We start from the raw sequence: 12,947 nt of genomic DNA, 5'->3' as shown, positions 1-12,947 counted from the left end.
CGGGCGTCGACGGAACGCGGCGACGCCCCGCCGGCGTCCCGCCGACGTCCCCGCCGACGCCCGGGTGATGCCCGGTGGTCCCCGTGATGTCTCGGTGACGCCGCCCGGCGGCCGGCGGACCGGTCAGGACGCGGGCGCCGGGTGCGCGGCCAGACGGCGGGCCAGCTCGGCCGCCGCGGCCCCCGGATCGGGCGCCTCGGTGATGGCGCGGACGACGACCACGCGGGTCGCCCCGGCGGCCAGCACCTGGTCGAGGTTGTCGGCGTTGATGCCGCCGATGGCGAACCACGGGCGCGCCTGGCGCTGCGCGGCCACGTACTCCAGCAGCTTGGGCCCGGGGGCGGGCCGTCCCGGCTTGGTGGGGGTGGGCCACACCGGGCCGGCGCAGAAGTAGTCGACGCCGGGTTCGGCGGCGGCCGCCGACGCCTGCTCGTCGGAGTGCGTGGACCGGCCGATGAGCACGTCCTGGCCGACGATGGCGCGCGCCGCCGGGACCGGCAGGTCGTCCTGGCCGAGGTGCAGGACGTCGGCGCGCGCGGCGTAGGCGATGTCGGCGCGGTCGTTGACGGCCAGCAGCGCCCCGTGCCGCTCGCAGGCCGCCCGGAACACCCGCAGGTACTCCAGCTCCTGCCGCGCCTCCAGGCCCTTCTGGCGCAGCTGCACGATGTCGACGCCGTTGGCCAGCACGGCGTCGAGGAACTCCGGCAGGTCGCCCTGCCGCTCCCGGGCGTCCGTGCAGAGGTACAGGCGGGCGCGGCTGAGCCGGGCGCGCAGGGCGACGGCGCGGTCGGAGGGCAGGTGCCTGGACACGGTGGGAACGGTTCCTTTCCGGATGCGGATCGCGGGGCCGCGCGCCCGCTGCGCGCGACCCCGCAATCGTGTCACGTGCGCCTATGTCTGCTTATCCCCGGGTGGCCGGGGTCATGCGGCCGGGGCGGTGCGCTCAGAAGGCCAGCGCCTGGGCCCTGCGGCGGACCTCGGTGCCGCGGTTCTCGCTGAGCGCCTGGACCGGCGTGCCCGGGAGGGTGTCGTCGGCGGTGAACAGCCACCGCAGCGTCTCGACGTCGTCGAAGCCCGAGTCGGACAGCACGGTCAGCGTTCCGGACAGCCCCTTGATCACCTGGCCGTTCCTGATGAACGCGGCGGGCACCATCAGCTGGCCCTCGCGGCGGACCGCCAGCAGCTTGCGCTCGGCGAGCAGCTGCTTGATCCTGCTGTGCTTGACATCCAGCCGCGCCGCGACCTCCTTGAGGGTGAGCCACTCCCCCACCAGGGCGTCGGTGTGGGGATCGAGAACGCTCTCAATGGTTGCGTGCATCTGCGTCACGCCCCCTGCGTACCACGCCCCCGCTTCTCTCAAACCCCCCGTTCCCTGGAACGCCGCCGGGCGCCGCCGCCGAGGTCACGGCGCCGTCATACCCGTATGAAGCACCAGATTCCCCCGGCGCGCCCGGAGGGCCGGGCGGACGGTCAGCGCCGCGTCGCCTCGCGGACGGGACGCTCGGGGTCGGCGAGCAGATCCGGGTCCACGGGGGTGCCCGCGGACATGACGCGGCGGGCCTGGACCAGGTCGCGGGGACGGTCGACGGTGAGGACGGCGTCCAGGCGGTCGCCGGTCAGCCAGCACACCGCCCACGTGGAGCCGTCCGGGTCGCCCCGGTGCAGCACGCGCTCGGCGACCGGGTGGTATCCGGCGTACTGCACCATCCGGCCGAACTGCTCCGACCAGAAGTAGGGCACGGGGTCGTACTCGGCGCCCTCCTCCCCGAGCAGCGCGGCGGCCGCCACGGTGGGGGCGTTGAGGGCGGTGTCCCAGTGCTCGACGAGCAGGCGCCGCCCGTACCGCTTCGACCACCAGGCGGCGCAGTCGCCCACCGCCACGATGTCGGACCGGAGGGCGCCCGCGACCGTGACGCGGAACGCGGCGTCGGTGACCACGCCGCCGTCGATCTCCACGCCGGAGCCCGCCAGCCAGTCCAGCTCCGGACGCACGCCCACGCCCACCAGGATCTCGTCGGCGGCGATGCGTTCGCCGTCGGCCAGCAGGAGCGCGCCGGGCTCGACGGCGGCGACCTTGGCGCCCGTGCGCAGCCGCACGCCGGCCTCGTCGTACCAGCGGGCCGTCAGCGCCCCTACCTCTGGGCCGAGGGCGCCCGACAGCGGGGCGTCGGCGGCCTCCACGACCGTGACCTCGCAACCCTTGCGGGCGGCGGTGGTGGCGACCTCGGCGCCGATCCACCCCGCGCCCACGATGACGAGGCGGACGCCGGGCGCCAGCCGGGCGCGCAGGGCGCGGGAGTCGTCGACGGTGCGCAGCACGCGCCGGCCGCCCGGGCCGGGCAGCGTGATCGGGCGGGCTCCGGTGGCGATGACCAGACCGTCGAACTCCAGCTCGCCGGCGGTGGTGACGACGGTGCCGCCGCTCGGGTCGCCGGGGCGCAGCGCGGTGGCGCGTTCCCCGAGCAGCATCTCGCAGCGCAGCTCGTCCCAGTCGACGTCGACCGTGGTGTCGTCGGCGTCGCCCGCCAGCACCGCCTTGGACAGCGGCGGCCGGTCGTAGGGCCGGTGGCGCTCGGCCGAGACGAGGATCACCTCGCCCTGGTGCCCCTTGGCGCGCAGGGCCTCCACCGTCCGCACGCCCGCCAGCCCGCCGCCAACGACGATCACCCTGTCCATGAAGGCTCACCTTAGTCCGCCCGGCGCGTCCGCCCGCCCGCTCCGCCGAAGAGGGCCGCCCGACGCAACCGCCCGACGAGACCGCCCGACGAGACCGCCCGACGAGACCGCCCGACGCCGCGGCGGCGGCCGCCCCGCACGGGCTCCCCCACACCGGAACGGACGAACGGGACGTAATGTTGGACATGCGAGAAACCGCGGGAGTCCGGTGCGACCGGGCTGAGAGGGCGGCTGAACGGGCCGCCGACCGCCAGGACCTGATCCGGATCATGCCGGCGAAGGGAGCGCAATTGGAGATCGTGATCATCGGGGCGGGCGTCATCGGGCTGGCCACGGCGTGGCGGACGGCCGCGCGCGGCGCGTCGGTCACCCTGGTCGACCCCGATCCGGCGAGCGGGGCGTCCACCGTCGCCGCCGGGATGCTCACCCCCGTCAGCGAGCTGACCTACGGCGAGGAGGCGCTGCTGCGGCTCGGGCTCGCCTCCCGGGCGCGGTATCCGTCGTTCGTCGCCGAGCTGGAGGAGCTCACCGGCCGGGAGACCGGTCTGCGCACCGACGGCGTCCTGCAGGTCGCCTTCGACGCCGACGACCTGGCCTACCTGGACGACCTGCGCCGTTTCCAGGAGTCGCTGGGCCTCGCCCCCGAGACGCTGACCGGACGCGAGGTCCGCGGGCAGGAGCCGATGCTGGCGCCGGGCGTGCGCGGCGGGCTGCTCGTCCCCGAGGACGGTTCGATCGACCCCCGCAGGCTGGCGCCCGCGCTGCTCGCCGCCGCCGAGAAGCTGGGCGTGCGGCTGGTCCGGCGGCGCGCCGACGCGGTGCTGGTCGAGCGCGACGCCGCGGCCGGGGTGCGGCTGGACGACGGCACGCGGCTGCCCGCCGACCGGGTGCTGCTGGCGGCCGGGCCGTGGTCGTCCGACATCGGCGGGCTGCCGCCGGGGACCGTTCCGGCGGTCCGTCCGGTCAAGGGGCAGGTGCTGCGCCTGCGCACCCGGACGCCGTTCTTGCGGCGCTGCACGCGCGGTCTGGTGAAGGGCTCGTCGGTCTACCTCGTGCCGCGCGCCGACGGCGAGCTCGTGGTGGGCGCCACCCAGGAGGAGATGGGCTTCGACACCCGCGTCACCGCCGGAGGCCTGTGGGAGCTGCTGCGGGACGCGCGCGAGCTGGTGCCCGGCATCACCGAGCTGGAGTTCGCCGAGGTGACGGCGGGGCTGCGGCCCGGCTCGCCGGACAACGCGCCGGTGCTCGGCCCGTCCGCGCTGCCGAACCTGGTGCTGGGCACCGGGCACTTCCGCAACGGCATCCTGCTGGCGCCCGTCAGCGCGGACGTCCTCACCGAGATGTTGCTGGACGGGACCGTGCCCGAGCAGGCCCGTCCCTTCACCCCCGATCGCTTCGAGGTGACGGCATGAAGGTCAAGGTCATCGTCAACGGCGAGGCGCGCGAGGTGCCCGAGGGCACCAGCGTGGCCGAACTGGTGTCGTCCATCGCCCCGGCCGTCTCCGGCGTGGCGGCGGCGCTCAACGACGAGGTGGTCCGGCGCTCCGACTGGGAGGCCACGACGCTACGGGACGCGGATCGGCTGGAAGTGCTGACCGCCGTGCAGGGAGGTTGACGGTGCGAGAGCAGGCGGCCCGCGCGGACGGGGCCCCGGGAGGCGGCGACCGGCTCGTCATCGCGGGCGAGGAGTTCGGCTCCCGGCTGATCATGGGGACCGGCGGCGCGCCGAGCATGCAGGTGCTGCGCGAGGCGCTGACCGCGTCCGGGACCGAGCTGACCACCGTCGCCATGCGCCGCGTGGACCCGGCGGCGCGCGGCTCGGTGCTCGACGTGCTGCGCGAGTGCGGCATCCGGGTGCTGCCCAACACCGCGGGGTGCTTCACCGCGGGCGAGGCGGTGCTGACCGCCAAGCTGGCCCGCGAGGCGCTGGAGACCAACTGGGTCAAGCTGGAGGTGATCGCCGACGAGCGCACCCTCCTGCCCGACCCGGTCGAGCTGCTGGACGCGGCCGAGCAGCTCGTGGCCGACGGGTTCGTGGTGCTGCCGTACACCAACGACGACCCGGTGCTGGCCCGCCGCCTGGAGCAGGTGGGCTGCGCCGCGGTGATGCCGCTGGGCGCGCCGATCGGCTCGGGCCTGGGCATCCGCAACCCGCACAACATCGAGCTGATCGTCGAGCAGGCGAACGTGCCGGTGGTGCTGGACGCGGGGCTCGGCACCGCCAGCGACGCCGCGCTGGCCATGGAGCTGGGCTGCGACGCGGTGCTGCTGGCGACCGCCGTGACCCGCGCCCGGCATCCGGTGGCGATGGCGGCCGCGATGCGGCACGCCGTGGAGGCCGGGCGGCTGGCGCGGCTCGCGGGACGCATTCCCAAGCGCCGGTACGCGCAGGCGTCGTCCCCCTGGGAGGGCCTCAGCACGGGAAGCTGACATTCTGAAGAGTCACTTAACCGTGTTGTGCAGAAATATTCGCTGGACCTGAAAGATCGGTGGACGCCAGACTGTCCACGGTCTCTCCGGCTCCCCCTCCGGTTCCGCCCGGCGGAATCGTCCGGAGTCCGCGGCAACGTCCCCCTTCCCAAGGTGCAGCGCATGAACGGACAGTCAGTGGCGGCGGCCCGGCCGCCGGTGGACCGGCGCGCCGTGGCCGCCGCGGCGATCACGCTCGTGCTGTGGGCGTCGGCGTTCGTGGCGATCCGCAGCGCGGGTCGCGAGTTCTCCCCCGGAGCGTTGGCGCTGGGACGCCTGCTGGCGGGCTCGGTCACGCTCCTGCTGCTGTGCCTGGTGCGCCGGGAGGGCCTGCCGCCGCGCGGGGCCTGGCCCGGCATCGCGGTGTCCGGCCTGCTGTGGTTCGGCGTCTACAACGTCGCCCTGAACTGGGGCGAGCAGGAGGTGGACGCGGGCACCGCCGCCCTGGTGGTCAACGTCGGCCCGGTCCTCATCGCGCTGCTCGGCGGGTGGCTGCTCAAGGAGGGCCTGCCGCCGCGCCTGCTCGTCGGGATCGCGGTGTCCTTCGCGGGCGCCGCCGTGGTCGGCGCGTCCCAGTCGGACGGCGGGGCGGCGGCCGCCGGGTCGCCGGTGCTGGGCGTGCTGCTGTGCCTGCTGGCGGCCGTGACGTACGCGGGGGGAGTCGTGGGCCAGAAGCCGGCGCTGCGGCACGCCTCGCCGCTTCAGGTCACCGCGTACGGCTGCGCGGTGGGGACGGTCGCCTGCACGCCGTTCGCCGGGCAGCTGGCCGACGAACTGGCCCGCGTGCCTCTGTCCGCGACGCTGAACATGGTCTACCTCGGCGTCTTCCCGACCGCGGTGGCGTTCACCACCTGGGCGTACGCGCTGGCCCGCACGTCCGCGGGCAAGATGGGCGCGACCACCTACGTCGTGCCCGCCCTGGTGGTGCTGATGTCGTGGGCGCTGCTGGGCGAGGTGCCCGGACTCCTCGCTCTCGCGGGCGGCGTGCTGTGCCTGACCGGCGTGGCGGTCTCGCGCGGCTCGCTCGGCGCCCTTCGCGAGAGGTTCGCCCGCCGCTCCCCCGCCGCCCCGCTTCCCGACGAGCGGACGGCGGGATCCGCGGCCCCACGATGAGTCACTGATCGCGCACGGTTCACACACGCCCCACGGGCGCCGCGAGCGCGTCCCGCGCCGGCGCCGTCACGCTGCGCATCCGATCAAGGGCGGACCGATGCTCATACCGCCGACTGATGATGCGCACGGAGAAAGCCGCTTACACTCGCAGCGATGGACACGACGGTTGCCGACCCCCTCGTCGGGCAGGTGCTCGATGGGCGCTACCGCATTGAGTCCCGTGTCGCGCGCGGCGGCATGGCCACCGTCTACGTGGCGCGCGACATGCGGCTCGATCGCGTGGTCGCCATCAAGGTGATGCACGCCAACCTGGCGGCCGACGAAGAGTTCGTCGCCCGCTTCATCGGCGAGGCCAAGGCGGCCGCCGCGCTGTCGCACCCCAACGTGGTCGCCGTGTTCGACCAGCGCACCGACGGCGAGCACGTGTTCCTGGTCATGGAGTACGTGCCGGGCCGGACGCTGCGCGACCTGCTGACCGAGCGGGGGCGCCTCGGCCCGCGCGCCGCCCTGGAGATCATGCAGCCGGTGCTGGCCGCGCTGGGCGCCGCGCACCGGGCCGGCCTGGTGCACCGGGACGTCAAGCCGGAGAACGTGCTCATCACCGAGGACGGCCAGGTCAAGGTGGCCGACTTCGGGCTGGCCCGGGCCGAGACGGCCGGCAAGATGACCAAGACCGGGATGATCATCGGCACCGTCGGCTACCTGGCGCCCGAGCAGGTGCTGTCCGGCGACGCCGACGTGCGCACCGACGTGTACGCGGCCGGGGTGATGCTCTACGAGCTGCTCACCGGCGAGCAGCCCCACCAGGGCGACACGCCCCTCGCGGTCGCCTACAAGCACGTCAACGAGGCCGTGCCGCCGCCGTCGAACGCCGTGCCCGGCCTGCCGCGGGAGCTGGACGCGCTGGTCGCCCGGGCGACCGCCCGGGAGCCCGCGCAGCGTCCGCAGGACGCCGGCCAGTTCCTGGCGCTGGCGGCCGAGGTGCACGGCGGCCTGCCGCCCGACATCGACCGGCGCGTCGAGCAGGCCGCCTACGGCCGCACCGCCGTGCTCGAGTCCCCGATGCCGCACGCGGCGCCCGGCGGCGGGCGCACCGCCGTGCTGCCGGCCGCCGAGACCGGGCCCGCGCCGGTGCCGCCGCACGACGGCGCGCCGCGGCGCGGCATGGGCGCGGCCGGGCGGTACGTGCTGATCGCGATCGGCACGGTCGCCGCCGTGGTCCTGGCCTGGTCGATCTGGTACCAGACGTCCGGCCAGTACGACCACGTGCCCGACCGCATCATCGGCATGCGGCTGGCCGACGCCCGCCAGATGCTCGCCGACGCGGGCCTGCAGGTCCGGGTGGCCCCCGCGGAGTACAGCGACCGGGTCGACAAGGGCGAGATCGCCGCCACGGACCCGGCGCCGGGAGCGCGGGTCGCCAAGGGCGAGACGGTGACGCTGACGCCGTCCAAGGGACGGGTGCCGCGCGAGGTCCCCGACGTGCGCGGCCGCCCCCTTGAGGAGGCCAAGCGCATGCTGCGCGACAAGGGCTTCCAGCCGGGCCGGGAGAGCAGCACCCCGTCCCAGTCGGTGCCCAAGGGCAGCGTCGTGCGCACGGTCCCGGCCGCGGGCCAGCGGCAGTCCCCGGACGAGCCGGTGCAGCTCGTGGTCAGCAGCGGCATGTCCATGCCGAACGTGGTCGGGCAGAACGCCGACGAGGCCGCCGACCGGCTGCGCTCGATGGGCCTCGAGGTCAAGATCGACCGGCGCCGGGACGACGGCCGGCCCGGCAACACGGTGCTGGAGCAGCGCCCCGCGCCGGGCACCGGCGTGTCGGCCGGCGACGAGGTCCGGCTCGTCGTCAACCGCCGCAAGTGCCTGTTCGGCGGATTCTTCTGCGACGACGACCGCAACCGGGGCGACCGCCTGCCGGTGCCGCCGGTGATCGGCCAGTCCTTCGACGACGCCAAGCGCGCGCTGCGCAGCTCCGGCTTCCGCGTCAAGATCGGCAGCAGGCTGGGCGACCGGGTCGTGGGGCAGAACCCGCTGCCCGGCACCACCGCCGAGCGCGGCCGCGAGGTCACCATCTGGGGCTGACCGCGCGGGACGGCCGGGACGGCCCGGACGGCAACTATGCTGAGCGGCCTATGGCCTCCTCATCCGTCACCTCGTCCGGCGCGTCCCCCGTCTGCCCGGTCGGCGCGCACGTCCCGGTCGCCGGCGGCCTCGCCACCGGCGGGCTGAAGTACGCCGCGCAGATCGGCGCCGAGGCCGTCCAGGTGTTCGTGTCCAACCCGCGGGGCTGGGCGCTGCCGGAGGGCCGGGCCGACGAGGACGCGCGGCTGCGCGAGCGGGCCGACCTGCCCGTGTACGTGCACGCCGCGTACCTGGTGAACTTCGGCTCGCCCAGCGCCGACACGCTGGCCAAGTCGGCGGCGTCGGTCCGGCACGCGCTGCGCCGCGGCCGCGCCGTCGGCGCCCGCGGCGTGGTGGTGCACACCGGCTCGGCGGTCAGCCAGCCCTACGAGGACGCCATGCGGCAGGTGCGCGAGCACGTGCTGCCGCTGCTGGAGGAGATCCCCGACGACGGGCCCGACCTGCTGCTGGAGCCCATGGCCGGGCAGGGCCGGATGCTGTGCGCGCAGGTGCAGCAGCTCGGCCCGTTCTTCGAGGCTCTGGAGCACCACCCCAAGCTCGGGGTGTGCTTCGACACCTGCCACGCCTTCGCCGCCGGGCACGACCTGGCCGCCCCGGGCGGGGCGGCGGCGACGATCGACGCGCTGGTCGACACGGTCGGCGAGGGGCGGCTCAGGCTCGTCCACGCCAACGACTCCAAGGACGCCTGCGGCTCGGCCAAGGACCGCCACGAGAACATCGGCGCGGGCCGCATCGGCGAGGCGCCGTTCGCGGAGCTGTTCCGCCATCCCGCCGTGGCGGGCGTCCCGTTCATCATCGAGACCCCGGGACGCGCCCCCGAGCCGCACCGCAAGGACATCGAGACGCTCAAGCGTCTGCGGGACGGCTGACGGCCGCCGGGCGCCCCGCCGCGCATGCCCGAAAGTCCGTGGACGAAGGGCCGTGGACACGACCCGGGCGTCGCTGAACAACCCCCCGACTATTCAGCGACGCCCGAGCCTCCCGCCGTCGGATCCCACCCCCCCGGTACGGGATCCGACGGCTCCCCGATCCGGCTTTCGTGCCGCGCCGGATCTCCTCTGTTGTTCGCGCGGAGGGTTCGGCGGCACCGCCGGCCGGACGCCGATGCGATCCGGCCTGTGCCGCGTCCGTCCGCTCCCCCCGAAGCGGTGTGGTGCGTGGTGCCAATGAAAACAGTAGAGGGATCCGATACCGATCGGGAGGCGATGGGCGACTCCCCGCGCTCAACGGCGGGTAGCCGTCGATGTGCGTAGCGTCGTCCGCCGACGAGCGGTCGGTGGGGGACGACGAACGGTTCCATTCCGGCACCGGGAACGCTCCACATTCTTCGGCGAATCCCCGTCAACGATTGACGATTTCCTCCGGCAGGTGCAACCGGGCCAGCGCGTGCGCGGCCCGGCGGGGCACCCTGCGGCGGGTCAGCAGCGACCCGCCGACCATCACCGCGAACGTCAGCGGCACGATCGCCACCGCGGGCTGCGCGAGCAGCGCGCCGGGCCAGCCGTCCCAGGGCCCGCCGAACAGCCGCGTCAGTGCCGCCGCCACCGCCAGCCCGCCGCCGACCGCCAGCCCGGCGCCCGCCCCGAACGCCGTCAGGCCGCGCCACCAGATGCCGAGCAGCAGCAGCGGGCACAGCGAGCACGCCGACACCGTCAGCGCCAGGGTGACGAGCCGGGCCGCGCCGATCGCGGTCACGTCCGGGACCAGCGTCAGCGGCACCGCCAGCGCGACCACCGCTCCCAGCCGGAAGGCGGCCACGCCGCCGCGGAGCACCCGCTGCGCCACGGTCCCCGCGATCGCCACGACGATCCCGCAGGACGTGGAGACGAACGCGGCGAACGCCCCCGCCGCCACCAGGCCCGTCAGCAGCGCGCCCGCGGTGCCGGGCAGCATCCGCTGCGGCACCATGAGGATGGCCGCGTCGGTGTCGCCGGTCAGCAGCAGCTCGGGCGCGTAGAAGCGGCCCAGCGCCCCGAACACGGCCGGGAACAGGTAGAACAGCGACAGCAGCACCGGGACCAGCGCGGCGGTGCGCCGGGCCGCCCGGCCGCAGGTGTCGGTGTAGAAGCGCATCAGGATGTGGGGCAGCCCGATCGTGCCCAGCAGCACGCCCAGCAGCGTCGAGTAGGTGACGAACAGCGGATGCTCGTGTCCGCGGGCGAACGGCAGCGCCCAGGTCTGGTCGTCCAGGATCGGCAGGCGTTCGGCGTGCGGCACCCACGCCCCCGCCGGGAACCGCAGTTCGGCGCCCTCGGCCACGACGTGCCGCCCCTGGGACAGCCGCACCCGCTGCCCGGTGTGGACGCGGCCGTCCAGGCGGCCGCGCACCGCCACCTCCGTGTCGGCGGGCAGCCGCACGGCGACGGCGGTCTGCACCCGCACGACGGTGGCGCGGGGGAACGTCGGCGGCCCGCCGCCGCCGACGCCGCCGGGGCCGTCCAGCCGCCAGACCGCCAGCACGGCCACGGCCGGGATCGCCACGGCGCACACCTTCACCCAGTACTGGACCGCCTGGACGGCGGTGATGCTGCGCATGCCCCCGGACAGCACCAGGGCGGCCACCACGGCCACCACCAGGACCCAGCCCGCCCACCGGGGCGCGCCCGTCAGCACGTGCAGCGTGACGCCCGCGCCCTGGAACTGCGGCAGCAGGTAGAACCAGCCGATCACGCACACGCACACCGACACCAGGCGCCGCACGGCCAGGGACCCGAGCCGCCACTCGGCGAAGTCGGAGATGGTGTAGGCGCCCGAGCGGCGCAGCGGCGCGGTCACGAACGCCAGCAGCAGCACGTACCCGGCCACCGCGCCGACCGGCAGCCACAGCATGTCGGCGCCGTAGGCCAGCAGCAGGCCCGCCGCCCCGAGGAACGCCGCCGCCGAGATGTACTCGCCGCTGATCGCGGCGGCGTTCCACAGCGGCGTCACCCCCCGCGAGGCGACCAGGAAGTCGGAGGCGGCGCCGCCCGCGGGGGCGCGCCGCCGCGCCGCCGCCCAGCCGCGCAGCCGGGCCGGCGCCGCCAGCATGCCCGGCACGACGACCAGCGCGGTCAGCGCGGCCGCCACCGCCGACGCGATCACACCCGGTCCACGCGGCGCGCGAACTCCCGCTCGGTGCGCTCGGCGCGGCGCAGCTGCCGGACCGCCAGGACGATCCACACCGGCTGCACGCACAGCACCAGCAGCGGCCAGGCGAGCGGCATCCCGCACACCCGGGTCCGCGCCAGCGCCGGGACCAGCAGGAGCAGCAGCGGCAGCCCGAGGACCGCGCCCAGCACCAGCCCGGCGGTCAGCAGCGCCGAGCGCAGCTGCGCGCGGATCAACGCGCGCGCGTCCACGGCGCCGGGCTCGGTCCGCTCGTCGAGATCGCGGGCGATGCTCCAGCCCGTCCCGACCGGTTGGCCGCGGGCCCGGTGGGCGCGCGGGCTGGACACCGCGACGCGGCGGGGCTCAGTCATCGCCGCGCCCGCCGCCGGACCCCCGCCCGGTGTCCGGTCCGCCGTGCCCGCCTTCGTGCCCGCCGCCGTGCCCGCCTTCGCGCCCGCCTTCGTGCCCGCCTTCGTCTCCGTCCTGCCCGCGGCGCCTGCCCTGCTCCCCGCGGCGCCTGCCGGGTTCGCCGCGGCGCCTGCCGGGCTGCCCGCGCCTGCCGCCCGGCTCGCCGTCGCGCCCGTCCCGGCGGCCGCGCCGACCGTCCTGGTCGGCCTTGCGGAAGCGGCGGACGAGCAGGTCGCGCACCTGCCGGGTGTGGCGGCGGCTCACCGGCAGGAGCTCCTCGCCGACCTGGACGGCGGCGCGGCCGCCGTCGAAGCGCAGCTCGGTGATGTGCGCCGAGGCGACCAGCGTGCTGCGGTGGATGCGGATGAACCCGGCCGCCTCCCAGCGGCGCGCCAGCTGGGCCAGCGGCATGCGCACCAGGTAGCTGCCCTCCGCGGTGTGCAGCCGCACGTAGTCGCCCTGGGCCTCCACGTACGTCACCTCCCGCCGCGGCACGAGGCGGGTGCGGCCGCCGAGCTCCACCGGCACCATCTCGTCTTCGGGAGGGCGGTCGACGGCCCGGCCGCCGTGCGCGGCGGCGCGCACCGCCTGGTCGACCCGACGCACTGCCTCGGCCAGCCGCTCGGGCCGCACCGGCTTCAGCAGGTAGTCCAGGGCCCCCAGCTCGTAGGCGGTGACGGCGCAGTTGTCGTGCGCGGTGACGAACACCACCACGGGCGGGACGGCGAACCCCGACAGCAGCCGGGTGAAGTCGAGCCCGTCCAGGCCCGGCATCCGGATGTCGAGGAACACCGCGTCGAGGCGGTCCCCGGCGACCAGCATCCGGCTGAGGTTGCGCAGCGCCGCGGCGGCGTCGCACGCTCCGGTGACGCGCTCGATCCGCGGATCCTCCCGCAGCAGGTAGACCAGTTCCTCTAGGGCGGGAACCTCATCGTCAACGGCAAGGACGCGCAGCATAAGAGGACCCTGCCGCGATTACCGATCGTCCGCAATCGGTTTCGAAGAGTGAAGGAATTTTCGCTAGTGCGAAGTCGGCGCACATGAGCACCGCCCCC

Annotated in this window: 11 protein-coding genes, 1 pseudogene and 1 riboswitch; of the genes and pseudogenes, 6 read left to right on the top strand and 6 right to left on the bottom strand. The window is 75.3% G+C overall.

The window, feature by feature from the left end; genetic code table 11:
• Positions 1–123: 123 nt before the first annotated feature.
• The 3 genes from thiE to AR3_RS27375 form a co-directional block, all read right to left on the bottom strand.
• Positions 124–810, bottom strand: a complete 687-nt coding sequence (gene thiE / locus AR3_RS27385; RefSeq protein ID WP_083952130.1) for a thiamine phosphate synthase — start codon at positions 808–810, stop codon at positions 124–126.
• 133 nt (positions 811–943) lie between these two features.
• Positions 944–1,318, bottom strand: a complete 375-nt coding sequence (locus AR3_RS27380) for an Rv2175c family DNA-binding protein (RefSeq protein ID WP_067918296.1) — start codon at positions 1,316–1,318, stop codon at positions 944–946.
• A 152-nt stretch (positions 1,319–1,470) separates the two neighbouring features.
• A complete protein-coding gene (locus AR3_RS27375) occupies positions 1,471–2,676 on the bottom strand; it encodes an NAD(P)/FAD-dependent oxidoreductase (RefSeq protein WP_067918293.1) in 1,206 nt (401 codons plus the stop codon).
• A gap of 187 nt (positions 2,677–2,863) precedes the next feature.
• A riboswitch (TPP riboswitch) is annotated at positions 2,864–2,977 on the top strand.
• On the opposite strand from AR3_RS27375, the gene thiO reads away from it, so the two are divergent.
• The 6 genes from thiO (at position 2,946) to AR3_RS27345 (ending at position 9,266) form a co-directional block, all read left to right on the top strand.
• Positions 2,946–4,088 carry a glycine oxidase ThiO gene (gene thiO / locus AR3_RS27370; protein WP_157406800.1) on the top strand — a complete coding sequence of 381 codons (1,143 nt, stop codon included), beginning with the start codon at positions 2,946–2,948 and terminating at the stop codon, positions 4,086–4,088. Its footprint overlaps the riboswitch before it by 32 nt.
• Complete coding sequence (gene thiS, locus AR3_RS27365; protein ID WP_067918289.1) at positions 4,085–4,291, top strand: sulfur carrier protein ThiS; 207 nt, start codon at positions 4,085–4,087, stop codon at positions 4,289–4,291. The genes thiO and thiS overlap by 4 nt, the downstream gene beginning before the upstream one ends.
• Positions 4,292–4,293: 2 nt before the next feature.
• On the top strand, positions 4,294–5,106 hold the full coding sequence (locus tag AR3_RS27360; protein WP_083952127.1) for a thiazole synthase: 813 nt from the start codon (positions 4,294–4,296) through the stop codon (positions 5,104–5,106).
• Positions 5,107–5,268: 162 nt separating this feature from the next.
• Positions 5,269–6,258 carry a DMT family transporter gene (locus AR3_RS27355; protein ID WP_067918285.1) on the top strand — a complete coding sequence of 330 codons (990 nt, stop codon included), beginning with the start codon at positions 5,269–5,271 and terminating at the stop codon, positions 6,256–6,258.
• Between the two features lie 153 nt (positions 6,259–6,411).
• The gene (gene pknB, locus AR3_RS27350) at positions 6,412–8,337 is read left to right on the top strand and encodes a Stk1 family PASTA domain-containing Ser/Thr kinase (protein WP_067918283.1); all 1,926 of its coding nucleotides are present in this window, start codon (positions 6,412–6,414) and stop codon (positions 8,335–8,337) included.
• Between the two features lie 50 nt (positions 8,338–8,387).
• Positions 8,388–9,266 (top strand): deoxyribonuclease IV, encoded by an 879-nt coding sequence (locus AR3_RS27345; RefSeq protein WP_067918281.1) that lies wholly within the window; start codon positions 8,388–8,390, stop codon positions 9,264–9,266.
• Between the two features lie 472 nt (positions 9,267–9,738).
• On the opposite strand, the gene AR3_RS27340 is transcribed toward AR3_RS27345, so the two are convergent.
• The 3 genes and pseudogenes from AR3_RS27340 to AR3_RS27330 form a co-directional block, all read right to left on the bottom strand.
• Positions 9,739–11,478, bottom strand: coding sequence for a sodium:solute symporter family transporter (locus AR3_RS27340; protein ID WP_067918279.1), 1,740 nt, complete (start codon positions 11,476–11,478; stop codon positions 9,739–9,741).
• Positions 11,475–11,855 (bottom strand): hypothetical protein, encoded by a 381-nt coding sequence (locus tag AR3_RS27335; RefSeq protein WP_067918277.1) that lies wholly within the window; start codon positions 11,853–11,855, stop codon positions 11,475–11,477. Before AR3_RS27335 ends, AR3_RS27340 begins: the two co-directional genes overlap by 4 nt.
• A 244-nt stretch (positions 11,856–12,099) precedes the next feature.
• Positions 12,100–12,849 (bottom strand): annotated as a pseudogene (locus tag AR3_RS27330) (LytR/AlgR family response regulator transcription factor); the annotation flags it as partial.
• Between the last annotated feature and the right edge of the window lie 98 nt (positions 12,850–12,947).

The sequence above is a fragment of the Actinomadura rubrobrunea NBRC 15275 genome (genome assembly GCF_001552235.1).
GTDB classification, from domain to species: Bacteria; Actinomycetota; Actinomycetes; order Streptosporangiales; family Streptosporangiaceae; genus Spirillospora; species Spirillospora viridilutea.
The sequence above is the reverse complement of the archived record's forward strand: the minus strand, read 5'-3'. Positions and strand labels throughout refer to the sequence as shown.

Coding starts and splice junctions, on each gene's coding strand:
- thiS (WP_067918289.1), top strand. CDS start 4,085: ATGAAGGTCAAGGTCATCGTCAACGGCGAGGCGCGCGAGGTGCCCGAG.
- thiO (WP_157406800.1), top strand. CDS start 2,946: ATGCCGGCGAAGGGAGCGCAATTGGAGATCGTGATCATCGGGGCGGGC.
- pknB (WP_067918283.1), top strand. CDS start 6,412: ATGGACACGACGGTTGCCGACCCCCTCGTCGGGCAGGTGCTCGATGGG.
- AR3_RS27345 (WP_067918281.1), top strand. CDS start 8,388: ATGGCCTCCTCATCCGTCACCTCGTCCGGCGCGTCCCCCGTCTGCCCG.
- AR3_RS27380 (WP_067918296.1), bottom strand. CDS start 1,318: ATGCACGCAACCATTGAGAGCGTTCTCGATCCCCACACCGACGCCCTG.
- AR3_RS27355 (WP_067918285.1), top strand. CDS start 5,269: ATGAACGGACAGTCAGTGGCGGCGGCCCGGCCGCCGGTGGACCGGCGC.
- AR3_RS27375 (WP_067918293.1), bottom strand. CDS start 2,676: ATGGACAGGGTGATCGTCGTTGGCGGCGGGCTGGCGGGCGTGCGGACG.
- AR3_RS27335 (WP_067918277.1), bottom strand. CDS start 11,855: ATGACTGAGCCCCGCCGCGTCGCGGTGTCCAGCCCGCGCGCCCACCGG.